Genomic DNA, 20752 nt, shown 5'->3' on the forward strand with positions numbered 1-20752 from the left:
TCAGTGCAGCAGCACGCGCACCACGAACACCAGCACCACGCCCAGCGCACCGACGGCAAGGCCGGCGACGCGCATGGGGGTTTCCGGCGCGTGGAGCACCGCTTCGACAGCACGGCGCCACGCATTGGGGAAGGCGGCAAGGCTGAGACCTTCGAGGGCCAGCATCAGCCCGAGGGCGGCGAGAAAATCAGTCATGCCGCCCCCGTCCGGGCCTCAGTTGGCCTTGGCCGGCGCCGCTGGGGTGCCGCCGAAGGGGTCGCGGAAGTAGCGGAAGAAGCTCGAGTCCGGGCTCACCACCAGCCGTGTGTCGCCGCTCTTCATGCTGGCCTCATAAGCCTGCATGGAGCGGTAGAAGGTGAAGAAGTCCGGATCGCGGCCGAAGGCGTCGGCGAAGATGCGGTTGCGTTCCGCATCGCCTTCACCGCGCAGCTGGTCGCCCTTGGAGTTGGCTTCCGCCACCACGATGGCCGCCTCGCGATCGGCCCGGGCCCGCAGCCGCTGCGCGGCCTCATTGCCCTGGGCGCGAATCTCGGCAGCCTCACGCTGGCGCTCGGTCTGCATGCGCTGGAACACCGCCTGGCTGTTGGCCTCGGGCAGGTCGGCGCGACGGATCCGCACGTCCACCACGGTGATGCCGAAGGCCGCAGCCTCGCGGTTCACCTGCTCGCCGATCTGCCGCATCAGGTTCTCGCGCTGGTCACGCACCACGGCGATGAAGGCGTTCTCGCCCAGCACCCGGCGCAGCGACGAGTTGAGCACCGTCGCCAGCCGGGAATTGGCCGCCTCCACCGTGCCCGCGGCCTGATAGAAGCGCAGCGGGTTGGTGATGCGGTAGCGGGCGAATGCATCCACCACGATACGCTTCTGGTCCGACGCGATCACTTCCTGGGAGGGGTTCTCCAGATCCAGGATGCGATTGTCGAGATAGACCACGGTGTCGATGAAGGGCGCCTTCCAGTGCAGGCCGGGGGTGGTGACCGGCTCCAGCGGCTCGCCGAAGCGCAGCACCAGCGCCTGCTGGGTCTGATAGACGATGAAGGCGGAAGAATAGACCACCACCAGGGCGATCACCGCGAGAAGGGCGAGGACGCCTCCCACAATCGGGCTTTTCATCGGGCGGCTCCCTGGGGCTGAGCGGTGGGGGCAGTGGGGCGACGCAGCGCATCACCCAGCGGCAGAACCGGGATCACGCCACCGCCGTTGGCGCCACGCGCGGCGCTGGGATCCACCAGCACCTTGTCCACGCCGCCGAGCACGCGCTCCATGGTCTCCAGATACATGCGTTCGCGCGTCACGTCCTTGGCCTTCTGATATTCCTCAAAGACCTTGAGGAAGCGGGCGGCCTGGCCGCGTGCCTCCACCACGGTGCGCTCACGATAGGCCTGGGCGGCATTCTCCACCCGGGAAGCCTCACCGCGCGCCTCGGGCAGCACCCGGTTGGCGTAGGTCTGGGCTTCGTTCTGGGCACGCTCTGCGTCGGCGCGGGCGGCCTGCACGTCGCGGAAGGCATCGATGACCTGCGCCGGCGGGTCCACCTTCTGCAACTGCACCTGGGTGACGCGCACGCCGGCCCCATACTGGTCGAGGGTGTGCTGCATCAGCTCCTGCACGCCGGTCTCGATATTCTGCCGGGCGCCGGTGAGGATCGGCTGGATGTCGGTGCGGCCGATCACCTCGCGCATGGCGCTTTCCGCCACCGCCTTGATGGTGCCTTCGGGATTCTGCACGTTGAACAAGTACTTCTCGGCATTGGAGATGACCCAGAACACCGAGAAATCCACGTCGACGATGTTCTCGTCACCGGTGAGCATCAGGCTCTCTTCCGGTACGTCGCGCATGACGGCGGCGGAGCGCCGGAGGTCGTCACCCACCCGCATGCCGATGTCGATGCGGTTGACGCGGGTCACCTTGGGGGTGAGCACGGTCTCGACGGGGTAGGGCCAATGGTAATTCAGGCCCGGCTGGGTGATGGCCACGAACTTGCCGAAGCGCAGCACCACGCCCTGCTCATCGGGTTCCACCCGATAGAAGCCGGACAGTAGCCAGCCGGCAATCACCAGGGCCACCAGCAGAATGACGCCCTTGAAGCCGAAGGCATCGGGCATCATCGTGCGCAGCCGGTCCTGGCTGCGGCGGATCAGGTCTTCAATGTCCGGAGGCGTGGGTCCCGAGGATTGCGGCCCAGAACCCCAAGGGCCGCGCGGCCCGCTTCCCCATGGGCCGCCACTCTGATTCTTCCACGACATCCGTCGTCTCCCGTCGGCGGTGCCACTGAACGGCGCCCGCGTCTCATCGTGTCTCGCCCGAGCACCACACCTGGCCGAGGGTCAAACCCGCCCTGTCGGCGGAGCTGGCCGGCCGACATGAGGCGAATCCGCAGGCGGCTGCGCCGTCCCGCCAAGGGATGCGGTTATAGGAAACCGTGCGCCGCGTTTCAACGCGACGCACGGTCCATGCAGGACGCAGATAGGAACTCGTTGTGCATTACGCAACGGGAGGGCTGGTGACACCCAGTCGCTCGGTGCTGCCGACCGCGGGGGTGTTCTGCGCCGCGCCGCGATAATGGTCGAGCACGAACAGGCGGATGGCCGAGGACAGGTTGCCCTGCGTCCGCGCGGAATCGATGGTTGCGACCAAGTCGGACAGCGTCAGCCGTCGGCTCGCCGCGATCTCCTTCAGGGCCTCCCAGAACGCGTCTTCGAGGCTCACACTGGTCTTGTGGCCCGCGATGACGATGGACCTCTTAACCACGGGGCTTTTCATGTTCTTCCCTCTCGGTCAGGGCGTGACCGTCATGGCGGGTCCGCTGCCGCTCGAGCTCGGTCGCGACGGCCACACGCTCGGCTTTGGAGCGTCCGAATCGAACGCGGTTCTCCTCTGCCTGCGCCTGCGCCGCGCGGCGCGCTCGCGCCTTGCGTTCGCGATGAAGGTTCAATAGGTCGCCCAACGCTTGACCTCATTGGAACGGCAGGCTCCCCCAAAGCCGACCGCTATGTGTTTACAAGATGGTCGACGTCCTGCCTCTGACGACCATCTCTACAGAGACTAGATTACCTCTGCAGTGATGGTGAAGATATGGCGAAAATGAAGGGGTGAATCCTCCGCCCGCTACCGTTTTGGAATTAATTTAGTTGATGTCCACGGATGGTCCCGCGCCGCTGCCTCGGCCCCTTGGCCGTCCCGTGCCGCGCGGATCTCTCCCCGTGGGCCCCTCACCTGTGCTATGAGCGCGCCGCCGCGCGATCAAGAAGAGAGGGCAGACGCATGACAACGCGTACCGAGACCGACACCTTCGGTCCCATCGAAGTTTCCGCCGATCGGTATTGGGGCGCACAGGCGCAGCGCTCGCTGGGCAACTTCAAGATCGGTTGGGAAAAGCAGCCGCTGCCGATCGTTCGGGCCCTCGGCATCATCAAGCGCGCGGCCGCCGAAGCCAACCGCGACCTGGGTCGGCTGGATCCCAAGCTGGCCGACGCGGTGGTCGCCGCGGCGCAGGAAGTCATCGACGGCAAGCTGGACGACCACTTCCCGCTGGCGGTCTGGCAGACCGGTTCGGGCACGCAGTCCAACATGAATGCCAACGAGGTCATCTCCAACCGGGCCATCGAGATGCTCGGCGGGGAAAAGGGCTCGAAGAAGCCGGTTCATCCCAATGACCACGTGAACATGAGCCAGTCGTCCAACGACACCTATCCCACCGCCATGCACGTGGCGTGCGCGGAGGAGATCGTTCAGCGGCTCATTCCCGGCCTGAAGCACCTGCATGCGGCCCTGGACGCCAAGGCCAAGGCCTGGGCGCATATCATCAAGATCGGCCGCACCCACACCCAGGACGCCACCCCGCTCACCCTCGGCCAGGAATTCTCCGGCTATGCCCAGCAGGTGGCCAACGGCATCTCCCGCATCGAGCAGACCCTGCCGGCGCTGATGCAGCTGGCGCAGGGCGGCACCGCCGTCGGCACCGGCCTCAACGCGCCCATCGGCTTCGCCGAGAAGGTGGCCGAGAAGATCGCCGCCATCACCGGTCTGCCGTTCACCTCCGCCCCCAACAAGTTCGAGGCGCTGGCCGCCCACGACGCGATGGTGTTCTCGCACGGGGCCATCAACACGGTGGCGGCGTCGCTGTTCAAGATCGCCAACGACATCCGCCTGCTGGGCTCGGGACCGCGCGCCGGCCTCGGCGAGCTGGCGTTGCCGGAGAACGAGCCCGGCTCCTCCATCATGCCGGGCAAGGTCAATCCTACGCAGTGCGAGGCCATGACCCAGGTTTGCGCGCAGATCTTCGGCAACAACGCCACGCTGACCTTCGCCGATAGCCAGGGCCACTTCGAGCTCAACGTGTATAACCCGGTGATGGCCTACAACTTCCTGCAGTCGGTGCGGCTGATGGCGGACGCTGCGGTGAGCTTCACCGACAATTGCGTGGTGGGCATCGAGCCGCGGGAAGACAACATCAAGGCTGGCCTGGAGCGTTCCTTGATGCTGGTGACGGCGCTGGCGCCGAAGATCGGCTATGACGCAGCCGCCAAGATTGCCAAGACCGCCCACAAGAACGGCACCACCCTGCGCGACGAGGCGGTGGGTGGCGGCTATGTGACGAACGAGGAATTCGACGCCATCGTTCGTCCCGAGAAGATGATTTCGCCGGCCTGATGCCCCTGTCGGCCGGGCGTGTGCCACCCTCGGCCCGCCCGGGCGCCATCACTGATGCTGCCGCCGTTTCCGTCCGGAGACGGCGGCAGTTTCGTTTTGCGCCGGGGCGGAGCAGGGGCGGGCAGGGGGCTTCCCCACGGGCGCTGCAGCGGCGCGGCTATGCTATAAGGTGCGCGAGTCAGATTGAGGATGGAGGGGGGAATGTCGCAAACCTTCGCGGCGCGCTTCGCGGGAGTGCGTGCTCCCTTGTTCGTGGTGATGGTGTCGCTGCTGCTGGCAGGGTGCGGCGTCAATGCCATTCCCACCTCCGAGGAGCAGGCCAAGGCCGCCTGGAGCGAGGTGTTGAACCAGTATCAGCGGCGCGCCGATCTCATTCCCAATTTGGTGGAGACGGTGAAGGGCTATGCCGCCCAGGAGCGGGACGTTCTGACCGCCGTGGTGGAAGCGCGGGCCAAGGCCACCGCCATCACAGTCGATGCCTCGACCATCACCGATCCGGAAAAGTTCAAGCAGTTCCAGGACGCGCAGTCGGGTCTGTCGCGGGCGCTCGGGCGGCTGATTGCGGTGTCGGAAGCCTATCCGGACCTGAAGTCGAACCAGAACTTCCTGGCCCTGCAATCGCAGATCGAAGGCACGGAGAACCGGATCGCCGTCGCCCGGCGCGACTATATCCGCGCGGTGCAGGCCTATAACACCGAGCTGCGGACCTTCCCGGGGCTGCTCTGGGCGGCGACGCTCTACCGCGCCAACAAGCCCATGGAGACCTTCACCATCTCCGAGGAGCAGATGCAGGTGCCCAAGGTGAAGTTCAACTGAGGACGGGCAGATGATGGCAAGGGGCAGCGCGCCGCGCCGCCGCGCATGGCGTGGCGCACGCTGGAGCGTGGGCTTCGGCGCCAGCCTGCTGGCCTTGCTGGGCGCCGTCACCCTGGCGTGGGCGCTGACCTTTCCGGATTTGTCGGGGCGGGTGGTGGATGCCGCCCATGTGCTCGATCCCTCCACCCGCGCTGAGCTCGACGGCCTGCTGGCGGCGCAGGAGGCGAAGGCGAGCGACCAGTTCGTGGTGGCGACGGTCCCCTCGCTGGAAGGCCAGTCCATCGAGGAGTATGCGAACGCGCTGTTTCGGGCGTGGCGCCTCGGGCAGGCCAAGGCGAACAATGGGGTGCTGCTGCTGGTGGCGCCCCAGGAGCGCAAGGTGCGGATCGAGGTGGGCTATGGCCTTGAGGGAATCCTGACCGACGCCGTGGCGAGCGCCATCATCCGCAACGCCATTATCCCCGCCTTTAAGGCGGGCGACATGTCCGCTGGCATCTTGAAAGGTGCGCAGGCGATCCTTGAGATTCTCAACCTCGATCCCGAGGAGGCCCGCGCCCGGGCGCGGGAGGCCGAAACTCCGGGCATGACGGCCGAGGACTGGGAAGATCTGATCTTCCTGGTGCTGATGCTGGCCTTCTGGGCTTATGTGATCTGGCGCGTGACCCGCGGCGGCGGCTCCGGTGGCGGCCGGGCCGGGCGGCGCCGGCGCGCGGGGGGCGTCGCCGCCGGCCCCATCACCACCTGGGACTGGAGCCGCTCGGGTGGCGGCTGGTCCGGCGGATCGGGGGGCTGGTCCGGAGGCGGGGGATCCTCCGGTGGCGGCGGCGCGTCCGGCAGCTGGTGACGGTGTCATGAGACCTGTTTTTTCGCGCTCAGGGGTGGCAAGGCTCGCGCTCTTCTGACAAGAGTGCGGCTGCCGACGCTGGGCAAAGCCCTGTATGCTGTCGCACAGGCGCGCCCGTTCCTGCGGATCGGATGCGGGCGCTCGGGTCTGGACACTGCTCTCCAGGCCCTCGGTGGTGGAGGTTGGAGATGACTTATATCGCTACGGCATCGCAGGAGCCGACCGCGAGCAATGTCGGCCTGCCCCCGGAAACCATCCGGCGCATCGCCGATGCCGTTGCTGCGGCGGAGAGCCGGACATCGGCGGAGATCCGGGTGGTGGTGGCCCGTGCACCACTGGTGCAGCATCCCTTCTTCTCCGTGATGTGGGCGGCGCTGGCGGCTCTGGTGCTGCCGTGGCTCGCGGTGCTGCTGTGGCCCATGGCCGCGCTGTCGTTGCTGCAGATCCAGGCGATTATTTTCATGGTGGTGGCCGGTCTGCTGATGCTGCCGGGCATGCCGGAACGGGCGGTGCCGCGGCTGGCCCTGAAGGCCGCCGCCCGTTCGGCCGCCATTGAGGCGTTCCTGTCCCACGGCGTCTCCCAGACCCGCGGCCGCACCGGCATTCTGATCTTTGCCGCCGCGCGTGAGCATCTCATCGAGGTGGTCGCGGATGAAGGGGTGCACGGGCCGCTGGGTGCCGTCGCCTGGGCGGAGATCTGCGATACGGTGGCGCGCACGGCGCGGCAGGGCCATCTGGCCGATGGCCTGGTGGCGGGCGTCCAGAAGGCGGGCGAGCTACTCGCCTCCGAGCTTCCGCCCCAGCCCGGTGACACCGACGAGCTCGACAATCGGGTGGTGATCGTCTGACGGCACGGCATCGCCGTCTTTCTCTCCGGATCGATTCTGGGTGGGCTGCCGCGGGGGCGCGCAGGGAGCCGTCCGCGCGCCTTGGCGCACATGTTGCCGTGCTCGGCACCACAGACCAAGGTTTGACCTTCAGCGGTGCAGTTCGTGCCCTGAGCGGCTTTCCAATTCGAACTTCGCAGCATAGATTGCGCGCCCGAGCCTTCGGGGCTCACTCAAGGCAAAGGGCATTTTCTCATGACCAAACCCGCCGTTCGCGTCGCCGTCACGGGCGCCGCCGGTCAGATTTGCTATTCCCTTCTGTTCCGCATCGCCAATGGCGACATGTACGGCAAGGATCAGCCGGTTATTCTGCAGCTCCTCGACCTGCCCCAGGCCCAGGGCGCCGTCGGTGGCGTTGTGATGGAGCTTGAGGATTGCGCGTTCCCGAACCTTGCCGGCGTCGTCATCACCGATGACCCCAAGGTCGCCTTCAAGGACATCGACGCCGCCATCCTGGTGGGCGCCCGCCCGCGCTCGAAGGGCATGGAACGCGCCGACCTCCTGTCCGCCAACGCCGAGATCTTCAAGGTGCAGGGCAAGGCCCTGAACGAGGTCGCTAAGCGCGACGTGAAGGTGCTGGTGGTGGGCAACCCGGCCAACACCAACGCCTACATCACCGCCAAGTCCGCGCCGGACCTGCCGGCGCGCAACATCACCGCCATGCTGCGGCTCGACCACAACCGCGCCCTCTCGCAGTTCGCGAAGAAGGCCGGCGTGCTGAGCCAGGACATCGAGAAGCTCGCGGTATGGGGCAACCACTCCCCGACCATGTATGCCGACTATCGCTTCGCCACCGTCAACGGCAAGCCGCTGCCGGAGCTGGTGGGCGACGAGGCTTGGTATCGCGACACGCTGATCCCCACCGTGGGCAAGCGCGGTGCCGCCATCATCGAGGCCCGTGGCCTGTCCTCGGCCGCCTCCGCAGCCAATGCGGCCATCGACCACATGCATGACTGGATCCACGGCACCAATGGTGGCTGGGTTTCCATGGGCGTCGCCTCCGACGGCTCCTATGGCGTGCCGGAAGGCATCGTGTTCGGCGTGCCGGCGGTGTGCGCCAATGGCGATTACGACGTCGTCAAGGGCCTGCCCATGGACGATTTCTCCAAGGCCAAGTTCGAGGTGACCCTCAAGGAGCTGCTCGAGGAGCGGGACGGAGTCGCCGGCCTGCTGGGCTGATCCTCACGGTTTTGTGAGTTCGGGGGGCGCGGTACTTTGGTGCTGCGCCCTTTTCTTATGGTTAACGAAATCTTGCATTGGCACCGCTTTCGCCGGGGTGGGGCGCGAGATTTTTCATGTCGGGCGGGCCTTTTCTCCGCGCGACAGCCTGCGAAGCCTTGACGCACGGCGACTCTGCAGCTAGAAGCAGCCCACTTTCGCGGCAGGCGGTTGGTGTCACCGCGAGAGGCGCAGCAGTCGACCCCGGTCAAAGCGTCACCGCTTCCTGAGGTCCGCGCCCCTCCCGACACCGCATCGCTGCCAGGAACAGCACTGCGATAACTTCAGGTGCATGATCGCAGCGTCACCCTTCGGGGATTGTACGTTGTGATCCTCTGTCGCGAACAAGGCGTGTTCGCCGCTCGTTTGGCGGTGGCGGACGGCGCCTTTTCTGTTCGTGGTGCGGCCAGCCGGCCCTGAGCCGGCGGTCGGAGGGAATTTCGTAAGGTCGCCGCAAGGTGGCCAGCCGTGGCGGCCCAGCAGGGTCGTCGAACTTAAAAGTGCGGTCGAGGCCGCAGGTCAGGACGAGGCGAAGGCGTACATGCCGACGATCAACCAGCTGATCCGTAAGCCGCGGGAAGCGCAGAAGGCGCGGGACAAGGCGCCGGCGCTCCAGGCGAGCCCCCAGAAGCGCGGCGTGTGCACCCGCGTCTACACGACGACCCCGAAGAAGCCGAACTCGGCTCTGCGTAAGGTCGCCAAGGTGCGGCTCACCAACAGCTACGAAGTGATCGGCTATATCCCGGGTGAAGGCCACAACCTTCAGGAGCACTCCGTGGTGATGATCCGCGGTGGCCGCGTGAAGGATCTTCCCGGTGTGCGTTACCACATCCTGCGCGGCGTGCTCGATACGCAGGGCGTCAAGAACCGCAAGCAGCGCCGTTCGAAGTACGGCGCGAAGCGGCCGAAGTGATCCGGCTGAAGTGAGGAACTGAACGATGTCACGTCGTCACAAGGCCGAGCGCCGCGAAGTCATTCCGGACGCGAAGTATGGCTCCACCACCCTGTCGCGCTTCATGAATTCCGTCATGCGCGATGGCAAGAAGTCGGTGGCTGAGACCATCGTGTATGGCGCTCTCGACGTTGTCGAGGCCAAGGCCAAGCACGATCCGGTGGAAGTCTTCATCCAGGCGCTCGAGAACGTTGCGCCGGCGGTGGAGGTTCGCTCCCGCCGCGTGGGTGGTGCCACCTATCAGGTGCCCGTGGAAGTGCGGAACGAGCGGCGCCAGACCCTGGCCATCCGCTGGCTGATCGCCTCGGCCCGGGCCCGCAACGAGAAGACCATGGTGGAGCGTCTGTCCGCCGAGCTGCTCGATGCTGCCAACAACCGCGGCGCTGCCGTGAAGAAACGCGAAGACACGCACCGCATGGCTGAAGCCAACCGGGCGTTCTCGCATTACCGCTGGTGATCGGAGAGGACGACTTCCATGCCCCGTACTCACGCGATCGAGGACTACCGCAACTTCGGCATCATGGCTCACATCGATGCCGGCAAGACCACGACCACTGAGCGGATCCTCTACTACACCGGCAAGAGCCACAAGATCGGCGAAGTCCATGATGGCGCTGCCACTATGGACTGGATGACCCAGGAGCAGGAGCGCGGCATCACCATCACGTCTGCCGCGACGACCGCTTTCTGGCAGGGCAAGCGCCTGAACATCATCGACACCCCCGGGCACGTGGACTTCACCATCGAGGTGGAGCGCTCCCTGCGTGTGCTGGACGGCGCCGTGTGCGTGCTCGACGGCAACCAGGGTGTGGAGCCGCAGACCGAGACGGTGTGGCGCCAGGCGGACAAGTACAACGTGCCGCGCATCGTGTTCGTCAACAAGATGGACAAGATCGGCGCTGACTTCTACCGCTGCGTCGAGATGATCGTGGATCGCGTCGCCGGCAACCCGGTGTGCTGCCAGCTGCCGATCGGTTCCGAGAGCAACTTCAAGGGCATCATCGACCTCGTTCGCATGAAGGCGGTGGTGTGGGAAGACGAGGCGCTTGGCGCCAAGTTCCACGACGAAGAGATCCCGGCCGACCTCGCCGACAAGGCTGCCGAGTATCGCAATAAGCTGGTTGAGGCCGCCGTCGAGCTCGACGACGATGCCATGGCCGCTTATCTCGACGGCACCGAGCCGGACGAAGCGACCCTGAAGCGCCTGATCCGTCTCGCGGTCATCGGTCGGAAGTTCAACCCCGTGTTCTGCGGCTCGGCCTTCAAGAACAAGGGTGTTCAGCCCCTGCTCGACGCCGTTGTGGACTTCCTGCCGTCTCCGGTGGATCGCGGCGCCATCAAGGGCATCGACTTCAAGACCGAGGAAGAGACCGACCGCAAGCCGTCGGACGCCGAGCCCCTGTCGGTGCTGGCCTTCAAGATCATGGACGACCCCTTCGTGGGCACCATCACCTTCTGCCGCGTCTATTCGGGCGTGATGGAAACCGGCATGAGCCTTTTGAACTCGACCCGCGACAAGCGCGAGCGCGTGGGTCGGATGCTGCTCATGCATGCCAATAACCGTGAGGACATCAAGGAAGCCTATGCGGGTGACATCGTCGCCCTCGCCGGCCTCAAGGAAGTCCGCACCGGTGACACGCTGTGCTCGACCGACAAGCCGGTGATCCTCGAGAAGATGGAGTTCCCCGAACCCGTTATCGAGATCGCCATCGAGCCGAAGTCCAAGGCCGACCAGGAGAAGCTGGGCATTGCCCTGTCGAAGCTGGCTGCCGAGGATCCGTCCTTCCGCGTGGCGACCGATCACGAGAGCGGCCAGACCATCCTCAAGGGGATGGGCGAACTGCACCTCGACATCAAGGTCGACATCCTGAAGCGGACCTACAAGGTCGACGCCAACATCGGCGCCCCGCAGGTTGCCTATCGTGAGACTCTCACGAAGAAGACCGAGGTGGACTACACCCACAAGAAACAGACCGGTGGTACCGGCCAGTTCGCGCGGGTGAAGTTCGTGGTGGAGCCGAACGAGGCCGGCAAGGGCTTCGAGTTCGAGAGCGTGATCGTCGGCGGCGCGGTGCCGAAGGAGTATATCCCGGGTGTCCAGAAGGGCCTCGAGAGCGTGCTCGGCGCTGGCGTGCTGGCCGGCTTCCCGGTGGTGGACGTGAAGGTTCAGCTGATCGATGGCGCCTTCCACGAAGTGGACTCGTCCGCTCTGGCGTTCGAGATCGCGTCCCGCGCCGGTTTCCGTGAAGCCCTGCAGAAGGGCGGCTCGGTGCTGCTGGAGCCGATCATGAAGGTCGAGGTGGTCACTCCCGAGGATTACACCGGCTCGGTGATCGGCGACCTGAACTCTCGCCGGGGTCAGATCCAGGGCCAGGACATGCGCGGCAATGCCAACGTGATCAACGCGATGGTGCCGCTGGCGAACATGTTTGGCTACGTGAACACCCTGCGTTCGTTCAGCCAGGGCCGTGCCACCTTCACCATGCAGTTCGACCACTACGAACAGGTGCCGTCGAACGTCGCTCAGGAGGTTCAGGCCAAATACGCCTGACGCTTCAAGCGTCAGCGTGGGCCTGAGCCCCATTCACCCTAGAGATCACGCCAGAGAGACCCGACGGAGCGTCCCATGGCCAAAGAAAAGTTTAATCGGTCGAAGCCGCACTGCAACATCGGCACCATTGGTCACGTTGACCATGGCAAGACCTCGCTGACCGCTGCGATCACCAAGGTGCTGGCCGAGACCGGCGGCGCCACCTTCACCGCCTACGACCAGATCGACAAGGCGCCGGAAGAGAAGGCCCGCGGTATCACCATCTCCACGGCCCACGTGGAGTATGAGACGCAGAACCGCCACTACGCGCACGTCGACTGCCCCGGGCACGCCGACTATGTGAAGAACATGATCACCGGCGCGGCGCAGATGGACGGCGCGATCCTGGTGGTGTCCGCCGCCGACGGCCCCATGCCGCAGACCCGCGAGCACATCCTGCTCGCCCGTCAGGTTGGCGTGCCGGCCCTGGTGGTGTTCCTGAACAAGTGCGATATGGTCGACGATCCGGAACTGCTGGAGTTGGTCGAGATGGAGGTGCGCGAGCTCCTCTCCAAGTACGACTTCCCCGGCGATGATATCCCGATCATTCGTGGTTCCGCGCTGGTGGCGCTTGAGAACGGTGATCCGGCTCTCGGCCGCGATGCAGTGCTCAAGCTGATGGAGGCGGTCGACGCCTACATCCCGCAGCCGGAGCGCCCGGTGGACCTGCCGTTCCTGATGCCCATCGAGGACGTGTTCTCGATCTCCGGCCGTGGCACCGTGGTGACTGGTCGCGTGGAGCGCGGCATCATCAAGGTCGGCGAGGAAGTGGAAATCGTCGGCATCCGTCCCACCGTGAAGACCACGGTGACCGGCGTCGAGATGTTCCGCAAGCTGCTCGACCAGGGTCAGGCCGGTGACAACGTCGGCATCCTGCTGCGTGGTACCAAGCGCGAGGACGTGGAGCGTGGCCAGGTGGTGTGCAAGCCCGGCTCGGTGAAGCCCCACACCAAGTTCAAGGCCGAAGCCTACATCCTGACCAAGGAAGAGGGCGGGCGTCACACGCCGTTCTTCACCAACTACCGCCCGCAGTTCTACTTCCGCACCACGGACGTGACCGGCGTGTGCACCCTGCCGGAAGGCACCGAGATGGTGATGCCCGGCGATAACGTGTCCATGGACGTGGCGCTGATCGTGCCGATCGCCATGGAAGAGAAGCTGCGCTTCGCCATCCGTGAAGGCGGTCGTACCGTCGGCGCCGGCGTGGTCGCGTCCATCATCGAGTGATCCGTAACGAAAAGAAACGGGGGCACGCCGCCCGGCGCGGTCAGCGCGGTGCGCGTGCCCTTCATTCCCGGAGCCTTTGAGCCATGAACGGCCAGAACATTCGAATTCGCCTGAAGGCGTTCGATCACCGCATCCTCGATGCGTCGACGCGTGAGATCGTCGCCACGGCCAAGCGCACGGGTGCGCAGGTGCGCGGCCCGATCCCGCTGCCCACGCGGATCGAGAAGTTCACCGTGAATCGCTCTCCGCACATCGACAAGAAGTCGCGCGAGCAGTTCGAGATGCGTACTCACAAGCGGTTGCTCGATATCGTCGATCCGACGCCCCAGACGGTGGACGCGCTGATGAAGCTCGACCTCGCCGCCGGCGTTGACGTCGAAATCAAGCTCTGAACGAGAGGCGAGGAGACACGACCATGCGGTCAGGCGTCATCGCCCAGAAGGTCGGCATGACCCGCATCTTTACCGATGCTGGTGAGCACGTGCCGGTCACTGTGCTGAAAGTCGAGAGCTGCCAGGTGGTTGCCCACCGTACGCTCGATAAGAATGGCTACGTTGCGGTCCAGCTTGGTGCTGGCCGTCGCAAGCCGAAGAACGTGACCCGCGCCGAGCGCGGCCATTTCGCGGTGGCTCAGGTTGAGCCCAAGCGGAAGATGGCCGAGTTCCGGGTCCCGGAAGAGGCTCTGATCCCGGTGGGTGCCGAGATCACCGTCGACCACTTCGTGGTGGGCCAGTATGTGGACGTGACAGGCACCACCGTTGGTAAGGGTTTTGCCGGCGGTATGAAGCGTCACAACTTCGGCGGCCTGCGCGCCTCTCACGGCGTGTCCATCTCGCATCGTTCGATTGGTTCGACCGGTGGTCGTCAGGACCCTGGCAAGACCTTCAAGAACAAGAAGATGCCGGGCCATATGGGCGACGTGACCGTCACCACGCAGAACCTGAAGGTCGTGATGACCGACGTGGAGCGTGGCCTGATCGCGGTCGAGGGTGCCGTGCCCGGGCACGCCGGTGGCTGGATCACCGTGCGTGATGCGGTGAAGAAGAAGTTGCCGGCTGATGCCCCGAAGCCGGGTGCGTTCAAGCTCGGTTCCGAGGCTGCCGCTGAGGCGCCCGCGGTCGAAGCCACCAATGGGGAGGGCGCGTGATGGAATTCACCGTCAAGACGCTCGACGGCGCTGACGCGGGCTCGGTGACTCTGGCGGACGAGATCTTCGGTCTCGAGCCCCGCGCAGACATCCTGCACCGCATGGTGACCTGGCAGCTGGCCCGCCGTCAGGCCGGCACGCACCGCACCAAGGGACGTTCGGAGATCAACCGGACGTCCAAGAAAATGTACAAGCAGAAGGGCACCGGTAATGCCCGCCATGGCGCGGCGTCTGCGCCGCAGTTCCGTGGCGGCGGTCGCGCCTTCGGTCCGGTCGTGCGCTCCCATGCGTTCGATCTGCCGAAGAAGGTGCGCGCGCTGGCGCTCAAGCATGCTCTGTCGTCCAAGCTGAAGGCGGAGCAGATCGTGGTGCTCGACAAAGTGTCGCTCACCGATCCGAAGACCAAGGCTTTGAAGGACCGTTTCGCGCAGCTGGGCTGGGCGTCGGTGCTCATCGTCGATGGCACTGAGGTGGAGCAGAACGTGGCGCTTGCCGCCCGCAACCTGCCTTATGTGGACGTGCTGCCCGTGCAGGGCATCAACGTCTATGACATCCTGCGCCGCGACAAGCTGGTCCTGACCAAGGCCGCCGTGGACGCGCTGGAGGCGCGCTTCAAATGAGCACGCGCAACATCGAGCCGCGTCATTACGACGTCATCGTCTCGCCGGTGATCACTGAAAAGGCTACCACCGCGAGCGAGCAGAGCAAGGTCGTCTTCAACGTGGCCAAGACCGCCACCAAGCCGGCGATCAAGGAAGCGGTGGAGAAGCTCTTCGACGTGAAGGTCAAGAGCGTCAACACGCTGGTCCGTAAGGGCAAGGTGAAGATCTTCCGCGGCCGCAAGGGCGTCCAGAGCGACGTCAAGAAGGCTGTCGTGACCCTCGAAGAGGGCCAGAAGATCGACATCACCACGGGCCTCTGAGAGCCGAGGGGAACGGGATAAGACCATGGCGCTGAAGCATTTCAAGCCGGTCACGCCGAGCCTTCGCCAGCTCGTGATCGTGGACCGCTCCGGCCTCTACAAGGGCAAGCCGGTGAAGACGCTGACCGAGGGCAAGAGCTCATCGGGCGGCCGTAACAACAATGGCCGCATCACCGTCCGCTTCCGCGGCGGCGGCCATAAGCAGACCTACCGTCTGGTGGACTTCAAGCGCACCAAGCGTGATGTTGCCGCGAGCGTGGAGCGGATCGAGTACGATCCCAACCGCACCGCCTTCATCGCCCTCATCAAGTATGAGGATGGTGAGCTTGCCTACATCCTGGCGCCGCAGCGTCTAGCGGTTGGCGATCAGGTGATCGCTGGTTCGCAGGTGGACGTGAAGCCCGGCAATGCCGGTCCGCTGTCTTCGCTGCCGGTGGGCACCATCGTGCACAACGTGGAGCTGAAGCAGGGTAAGGGCGGCCAGATCGCCCGCTCTGCCGGCAGCTACGCGCAGATCGTGGGTCGCGACGAGGGTTATGTCATCCTTCGTCTGAACTCGGGCGAGCAGCGCCTGGTGCATGGCGCCTGCTATGCGACGGTCGGGGCGGTGTCCAACCCGGACCATATGAACATCTCGCTCGGCAAGGCCGGGCGGAACCGGTGGCTTGGCCAGCGCCCGCATAACCGCGGCGTCGTCATGAACCCGGTTGACCATCCGCACGGCGGCGGCGAAGGCCGCACCTCGGGTGGCCGGCATCCGGTCACGCCCTGGGGCATTCCCACCAAGGGCAAGAAGACCCGCAGCAACAAGGCGACGGACAAGTTCATCGTGTCCAGCCGCCACAAGCGGAAGAAGTGAGGGCCTGACAGATGACACGGTCGGTTTGGAAGGGCCCGTTCGTCGACGGCTACCTCCTGAAGAAGGCGGAAGCCGCTCAGGGTTCGGGTCGCAGGGACGTGCTCAAGATCTGGAGCCGTCGCTCCACCATCCTGCCCCAGTTCGTGGGGCTCACCTTCGGCGTCTATAACGGGCAGAAGCATGTGCCCGTGTCGGTCACCGAAGACATGATCGGTCACAAGTTCGGTGAGTTCGCCCCCACGCGGACCTACTACGGACACGCGGCCGACAAGAAGTCGAAGCGGCGGTGATCGGTCATGGGTAAGCAGGCAAAGCCCCGCGCGCTCGCGGACAACGAAGCCAAGGCGGTTGCGCGTAATTTGCGCGTGTCGCCTCAGAAGCTGAATCTGGTCGCGGGCCTGATCCGCGGCAAGAAGGTGGCGACGGCTCTCGCCGATCTCGAGTTCTCTCACAAGCGGATCGCCCGTGATGTGAAGAAGTGCCTCGAGAGCGCGATCGCCAACGCCGAGAACAACCACGAGCTCGACGTGGACGATCTGATCGTCGCCGAGGCGCATGTGGGTAAGGGTCTGGTGATGAAGCGGTTCTCGCCGCGGGCGCGCGGTCGCGCCTCGCGGATCGAGAAGCCCTTCTCCCACATCACCATCGTGGTGCGGGAAGTCGAGGAGCGGGCCTGATGGGTCAGAAGGTCAATCCGGTCGGGCTCCGGCTCGGCATCAACCGCACGTGGGACAGCCGCTGGTTCGCCAACAAGGGCGAGTACGGCAAGCTGCTGCACGAAGACATCAAGATCCGCGAGATGCTGCTGAAGCAGCTCAAGCAGGCGGCCGTGGCCAAGGTCGTGATCGAGCGTCCGCACAAGAAGTGCCGTGTCACCATCTACTCGGCCCGCCCGGGTGTGGTGATCGGCAAGAAGGGCGCGGACATCGAAAAGCTGCGCCGCAAGGTTTCCGAGATGACCACCTCGGAAGTCTTCATCAATATCGTCGAGATTCGGAAGCCTGAGATCGACGCCAAGCTGGTGGCCGACTCCATCGCCCAGCAGCTGGAGCGCCGTGTGGCATTCCGCCGCGCCATGAAGCGCGCCGTGCAGTCGGCGATGCGTCTGGGCGCGGAAGGCATTCGTATCAACTGTTCCGGCCGTCTGGGCGGGGCTGAGATCGCGCGCCTGGAGTGGTATCGCGAAGGTCGCGTGCCGCTGCACACCTTGCGCGCTGACGTGGATTATGGCACGGCGACCGCCTTCACCACCTACGGCACCTGCGGTGTCAAGGTGTGGATCTTCAAGGGCGAGATCCTCGAGCACGATCCGATGGCGCAGGACAAGCGCCAGGCCGAGCAGGAAGCCGGGCCTTCTTCGCGTCCCCAGCGGCGCGAGCGGGGCGATCGTGACCGCGGTGACCGCGGCGAGCGCGCCTGACGGCCGGCGAGAAAGAAGGCGATTAAGCCATGCTGCAACCCAAGCGCACCAAGTTCCGTAAGCAGTTCAAGGGACGCATTCACGGCGTCGCCAAGGGCGGTACGGACCTCAACTTCGGCGAGTTTGGCCTCAAGGCCATGGAGCCGGAGCGCGTGACGGCCCGCCAGATCGAGGCGGCCCGTCGTGCCATGACCCGTCACATGAAGCGTGCCGGCCGTGTGTGGATCCGCGTGTTCCCCGATGTGCCCGTCTCGTCCAAGCCCACCGAAGTGCGTATGGGTAAGGGCAAGGGCGCGCCGGAGTACTGGGCGGCCAAGATCAAGCCCGGTCGCATCATGTTCGAGATCGACGGCGTGAGTGTGGAGCTCGCCCGCGAGGCGTTGACCCTCGCCGCCGCGAAGCTGCCGATCAAGACGCGCTTCATCCAGCGCATCGCCGAGTGAGGAGAGGCTCATGAAAGCCGAGGACGTTCGGGCCCTCAGCCCCGATCAGCTCGCCGATGAGCTGCTGAAGCTGAAGAAGGAACAGTTCAACCTGCGCTTCCAGAAGGCGACGGGTCAGCTGGAGAACACTGCGCGGTCCAAGGTGATTCGTCGCGATATCGCGCGGATCATCACCGTGCAGAACCAGAAGCGTGCCGGTGCGCCGGCGCAGAAGGCGAAGTGAGGAAGCGATGCCGAAGCGCGTGCTCCAGGGCGTCGTGGTGAGCGACAAGACCGACAAGACCGTGGTGGTCCGGGTGGAGCGGCGCTTCACCCATCCGCTGCTCAAGAAGACCGTTCGGCGGTCCAAGAAGTATCATGCCCATGACGAGGCGAATGCCTGGAAGGTGGGCGATACGGTTTGGATCGAGGAGCATCGGCCGCTCTCCAAGCTGAAGAACTGGATCGTGGTCCAGGGCGAGAAGCGGGCTGAGGTCTGAGAGCTTCAAGGCTTCTCACCCGGGTGAGTCATCCGGGTGAGGGAAGGTGCCCCGACGCTGGGTCCGTTGTCGTGTTCCGGGAAACCGGCCGGCGAGAGGAGACCGCATCGCGGCGACCTCGTGTTCGATGAGCGGGCACGGGGAGTGAGGATTAAGGCAAAGCCGGTCATCCGGTGGCGCCGGATGACGAGAACAGGTGCGTCATGATCCAGATGCAGACCAATCTCGACGTGGCGGACAATTCCGGTGCGCGTCGTGTCATGTGCATCAAGGTGCTTGGCGGCTCGAAGCGGAAGTACGCTCACGTGGGCGACATCATCGTGGTGTCGGTCAAGGAAGCCATTCCGCGGGGCCGCGTGAAGAAGGGCGATGTGATGAAGGCCGTGGTGGTTCGCACCGCCAAGGACATTCGTCGCGTTGACGGCTCCGTGATCCGTTTCGACCGCAATGCGGCCGTGCTGATCAACAACAACAAGGAGCCCGTCGGCACCCGTATCTTCGGACCGGTTCCGCGCGAGCTGCGCTCCAAGAACCACATGAAGATCATCTCGCTGGCGCCGGAGGTGCTGTGATGGCCGCGAAGATCAAGAAGGGCGACAAGGTCGTCGTCCTCGCTGGCCGCGACAAGGGCCGCACCGGCGAGGTTATCCAGGTCATGCCGAAGGACGAGCGCGCGCTCGTGCGCGGCGTGAACGTCGTCAAGCGCCACCAGCGCCAGACCGCGAACCAGGAAGGTGGGATCATCTCGAAGGAGGCCCCCATCCACCTGTCGAACATTGCGGTGGCCGATCCTAAGGATGGCAAGCCCACCCGCGTCGGTTTCCAGGTGCTGGAGGACGGGAACAAGGTCCGCGTGGCCAAGCGCTCCGGGGAGAAGATCGATGGCTGAGGCGTATACCCCGCGGCTCCGCGCCCATTACGACACCGTGGTGCGGCCGAAGCTGATCGAGCAGTTCGGCTACAAGAACCCCATGGAAGTGCCGACGATCGAGAAGATCGTCATCAACATGGGCGTGGGCGAAGCCACCGCCGACACCAAGAAGGCGACGACCGCCGCCGCGGATCTCGCGCTGATCGCCGGCCAGAAGCCGGTGCTCACTCGCGCCCGCAAGGCGATCTCGAACTTCAAGCTGCGCGAGAACCAGCCGGTGGGCACCAAGGTGACCCTCCGCAAGGTGCGCATGTATGAGTTCCTCGACCGGCTCGTGACCATGGCTCTGCCGCGTGTTCGCGATTTCCGCGGGCTCAACCCCAAGAGCTTCGATGGCCGTGGCAACTACGCCATGGGCATCAAGGAGCACATTGTGTTCCCCGAGATCAACTACGACCGCGTCGAGCAGATCTGGGGCATGGACATCATCGTGTGCACCACGGCGAAGACGGACGACGAGGCCCGGGCGCTGCTCAAGGCCTTTAACTTCCCCTTCCGCCAGTGATCGATTAGAAGGGGCGCTTCGATTCGGTGCGCCCCTCGCCGTCTCCGTAAGGGGTGCGGCGACCGAGTGACTGTTTCGAGTGCTTTTCCGGCCGTGAGGGGGTGAGAACGCGCCCTCAAACGCGGAGAACAGGAGCAAGAGATGGCGAAGAAGAGCGCGGTCGAGACGAACGAGCGCCGCCGCAAGCTGGCAGCCAGCCAGGCGGCGAAGCGCGCGCGTCTGAAGGCGATCGTGAACGACAAGACGCTGCCGATCGAGGAGCGCTTCCAGGCGTCCTTGAAGCTGGCGCAGATGCCGCGCAACGGCGCGAAGATCCGGATCCGCAATCGTTGCGAGGTCACGGGTCGTCCCCGTGCGTTCTATCGGAAGCTCAAGATGAGCCGTGTGGCACTGCGTGAGCTCGGCAACCAGGGCATGATTCCTGGTCTCGTGAAGTCGAGCTGGTGAGGAGGATCGCATGTCTGTGAATGATCCCATCGGCGATCTGATCACCCGTATCCGCAACGCGCAGATGCGCCGCAAGGACAAGACCCAGAGCCCCGGCTCGCGTCTTCGTGCCTCGGTGCTCGATGTGCTGCGCGATGAGGGCTATATCCGCGGTTACACCACCACGGACCAGGGCAATGGCCGCAGCGAGTTCGAGATCGAGCTCAAGTATTTCGATGGCGTGCCGGTGATCCGCGAGATCGCCCGTGTCTCGAAGCCCGGCCGGCGCGTTTATGCTTCGGTGAAGAACCTGCCCCGAGTTGCCAACGGTCTCGGCATCGCCGTCGTCTCCACGCCGCAGGGCGTGATGGCCGACCACGAAGCCCGCGACAAGAACGTTGGTGGCGAAGTGCTCTGCACCGTCTTCTGAGGC

At 65.1% G+C, this 20752-nt stretch carries 30 protein-coding genes; 25 read left to right on the forward strand and 5 right to left on the reverse strand.

The annotated features are described in order from the left end of the window. The 5 genes from MEU52_RS11045 to MEU52_RS11065 form a co-directional block, all read right to left on the reverse strand. Positions 1–195, reverse strand: a complete 195-nt coding sequence (locus MEU52_RS11045; protein WP_238121323.1) for a DUF2065 domain-containing protein — start codon at positions 193–195, stop codon at positions 1–3. An 18-nt stretch (positions 196–213) separates the two neighbouring features. Then, on the reverse strand, positions 214–1113 hold the full coding sequence (gene hflC / locus MEU52_RS11050) for a protease modulator HflC (RefSeq protein WP_238121324.1): 900 nt from the start codon (positions 1111–1113) through the stop codon (positions 214–216). Beyond that, complete coding sequence (gene hflK, locus MEU52_RS11055) at positions 1110–2246, reverse strand: FtsH protease activity modulator HflK (RefSeq protein WP_238121325.1); 1137 nt, start codon at positions 2244–2246, stop codon at positions 1110–1112. The genes hflC and hflK overlap by 4 nt, the downstream gene beginning before the upstream one ends. Before the next feature lie 238 nt (positions 2247–2484). Then, entirely contained in the window at positions 2485–2763 is a 279-nt protein-coding gene (locus tag MEU52_RS11060; RefSeq protein ID WP_238121326.1) for a ribbon-helix-helix domain-containing protein, read from the reverse strand. Continuing rightward, a complete protein-coding gene (locus tag MEU52_RS11065) occupies positions 2744–2947 on the reverse strand; it encodes a DUF4169 family protein (RefSeq protein WP_337927112.1) in 204 nt (67 codons plus the stop codon). Before MEU52_RS11065 ends, MEU52_RS11060 begins: the two co-directional genes overlap by 20 nt. Positions 2948–3264: 317 nt before the next feature. Here MEU52_RS11065 and fumC point away from each other — a divergent pair, with 317 nt between their 5' ends. From fumC to rpsH, 25 genes are all read left to right on the forward strand, one after another. After that, a complete protein-coding gene (fumC, locus tag MEU52_RS11070; RefSeq protein ID WP_238121327.1) occupies positions 3265–4653 on the forward strand; it encodes a class II fumarate hydratase in 1389 nt (462 codons plus the stop codon). A gap of 201 nt (positions 4654–4854) precedes the next feature. Continuing rightward, positions 4855–5469 (forward strand): LemA family protein, encoded by a 615-nt coding sequence (locus tag MEU52_RS11075; protein ID WP_443266667.1) that lies wholly within the window; start codon positions 4855–4857, stop codon positions 5467–5469. 10 nt (positions 5470–5479) lie between these two features. After that, positions 5480–6313, forward strand: coding sequence for a TPM domain-containing protein (locus MEU52_RS11080; protein WP_238121328.1), 834 nt, complete (start codon positions 5480–5482; stop codon positions 6311–6313). A gap of 188 nt (positions 6314–6501) precedes the next feature. Continuing rightward, positions 6502–7161, forward strand: a complete 660-nt coding sequence (locus MEU52_RS11085) for a TPM domain-containing protein (protein WP_238121329.1) — start codon at positions 6502–6504, stop codon at positions 7159–7161. A 234-nt stretch (positions 7162–7395) separates the two neighbouring features. Further along, positions 7396–8379: a malate dehydrogenase gene (locus tag MEU52_RS11090; protein WP_238121330.1), complete on the forward strand. Its 984-nt coding sequence runs from the start codon at positions 7396–7398 to the stop codon at positions 8377–8379. 580 nt (positions 8380–8959) lie between these two features. Then, positions 8960–9331 carry a 30S ribosomal protein S12 gene (gene rpsL, locus MEU52_RS11095; protein WP_012113697.1) on the forward strand — a complete coding sequence of 124 codons (372 nt, stop codon included), beginning with the start codon at positions 8960–8962 and terminating at the stop codon, positions 9329–9331. Positions 9332–9356: 25 nt separating this feature from the next. Continuing rightward, a complete protein-coding gene (gene rpsG / locus MEU52_RS11100; RefSeq protein ID WP_238121331.1) occupies positions 9357–9827 on the forward strand; it encodes a 30S ribosomal protein S7 in 471 nt (156 codons plus the stop codon). Between the two features lie 18 nt (positions 9828–9845). Continuing rightward, the gene (gene fusA, locus MEU52_RS11105; protein WP_238121332.1) at positions 9846–11921 is read left to right on the forward strand and encodes an elongation factor G; all 2076 of its coding nucleotides are present in this window, start codon (positions 9846–9848) and stop codon (positions 11919–11921) included. A gap of 75 nt (positions 11922–11996) precedes the next feature. Next, positions 11997–13187, forward strand: a complete 1191-nt coding sequence (tuf, locus tag MEU52_RS11110; protein WP_238121333.1) for an elongation factor Tu — start codon at positions 11997–11999, stop codon at positions 13185–13187. A gap of 83 nt (positions 13188–13270) precedes the next feature. Then, positions 13271–13579, forward strand: a complete 309-nt coding sequence (gene rpsJ / locus MEU52_RS11115) for a 30S ribosomal protein S10 (protein ID WP_012113701.1) — start codon at positions 13271–13273, stop codon at positions 13577–13579. Positions 13580–13602: 23 nt separating this feature from the next. Beyond that, positions 13603–14334: a 50S ribosomal protein L3 gene (gene rplC / locus MEU52_RS11120; RefSeq protein WP_238121334.1), complete on the forward strand. Its 732-nt coding sequence runs from the start codon at positions 13603–13605 to the stop codon at positions 14332–14334. Further along, positions 14334–14954, forward strand: coding sequence for a 50S ribosomal protein L4 (gene rplD, locus MEU52_RS11125; protein ID WP_238121335.1), 621 nt, complete (start codon positions 14334–14336; stop codon positions 14952–14954). The genes rplC and rplD overlap by 1 nt, the downstream gene beginning before the upstream one ends. Beyond that, entirely contained in the window at positions 14951–15256 is a 306-nt protein-coding gene (locus MEU52_RS11130; RefSeq protein ID WP_238121336.1) for a 50S ribosomal protein L23, read from the forward strand. The genes rplD and MEU52_RS11130 overlap by 4 nt, the downstream gene beginning before the upstream one ends. Positions 15257–15281: 25 nt before the next feature. Next, a complete protein-coding gene (gene rplB / locus MEU52_RS11135; RefSeq protein ID WP_238121337.1) occupies positions 15282–16115 on the forward strand; it encodes a 50S ribosomal protein L2 in 834 nt (277 codons plus the stop codon). An 11-nt stretch (positions 16116–16126) separates the two neighbouring features. Then, positions 16127–16405, forward strand: coding sequence for a 30S ribosomal protein S19 (rpsS, locus tag MEU52_RS11140; protein ID WP_238121338.1), 279 nt, complete (start codon positions 16127–16129; stop codon positions 16403–16405). A 6-nt stretch (positions 16406–16411) separates the two neighbouring features. Further along, positions 16412–16792, forward strand: a complete 381-nt coding sequence (gene rplV, locus MEU52_RS11145; protein WP_238121339.1) for a 50S ribosomal protein L22 — start codon at positions 16412–16414, stop codon at positions 16790–16792. Beyond that, on the forward strand, positions 16792–17535 hold the full coding sequence (gene rpsC, locus MEU52_RS11150) for a 30S ribosomal protein S3 (RefSeq protein ID WP_238121340.1): 744 nt from the start codon (positions 16792–16794) through the stop codon (positions 17533–17535). Before rplV ends, rpsC begins: the two co-directional genes overlap by 1 nt. 29 nt (positions 17536–17564) lie before the next feature. Beyond that, a complete protein-coding gene (rplP, locus tag MEU52_RS11155; protein ID WP_238121341.1) occupies positions 17565–17978 on the forward strand; it encodes a 50S ribosomal protein L16 in 414 nt (137 codons plus the stop codon). Between the two features lie 10 nt (positions 17979–17988). Continuing rightward, positions 17989–18201, forward strand: a complete 213-nt coding sequence (gene rpmC / locus MEU52_RS11160; RefSeq protein WP_238121342.1) for a 50S ribosomal protein L29 — start codon at positions 17989–17991, stop codon at positions 18199–18201. Positions 18202–18208: 7 nt separating this feature from the next. Further along, on the forward strand, positions 18209–18457 hold the full coding sequence (gene rpsQ, locus MEU52_RS11165) for a 30S ribosomal protein S17 (RefSeq protein ID WP_238121343.1): 249 nt from the start codon (positions 18209–18211) through the stop codon (positions 18455–18457). Positions 18458–18660: 203 nt separating this feature from the next. Further along, entirely contained in the window at positions 18661–19029 is a 369-nt protein-coding gene (gene rplN, locus MEU52_RS11170) for a 50S ribosomal protein L14 (protein ID WP_138398138.1), read from the forward strand. Continuing rightward, the gene (gene rplX, locus MEU52_RS11175) at positions 19029–19346 is read left to right on the forward strand and encodes a 50S ribosomal protein L24 (protein ID WP_238121344.1); all 318 of its coding nucleotides are present in this window, start codon (positions 19029–19031) and stop codon (positions 19344–19346) included. The genes rplN and rplX overlap by 1 nt, the downstream gene beginning before the upstream one ends. After that, positions 19339–19893 carry a 50S ribosomal protein L5 gene (gene rplE / locus MEU52_RS11180; protein ID WP_238121345.1) on the forward strand — a complete coding sequence of 185 codons (555 nt, stop codon included), beginning with the start codon at positions 19339–19341 and terminating at the stop codon, positions 19891–19893. Before rplX ends, rplE begins: the two co-directional genes overlap by 8 nt. Before the next feature lie 141 nt (positions 19894–20034). Next, entirely contained in the window at positions 20035–20340 is a 306-nt protein-coding gene (gene rpsN / locus MEU52_RS11185; protein WP_238121346.1) for a 30S ribosomal protein S14, read from the forward strand. A gap of 10 nt (positions 20341–20350) precedes the next feature. Next, positions 20351–20749: a 30S ribosomal protein S8 gene (rpsH, locus tag MEU52_RS11190; protein ID WP_238121347.1), complete on the forward strand. Its 399-nt coding sequence runs from the start codon at positions 20351–20353 to the stop codon at positions 20747–20749. Positions 20750–20752 lie beyond the last annotated feature (3 nt).

The organism is Xanthobacter sp. NM-25 (genome assembly GCF_022138605.1).
Lineage (GTDB): Bacteria > Pseudomonadota > Alphaproteobacteria > Rhizobiales > Xanthobacteraceae > Xanthobacter.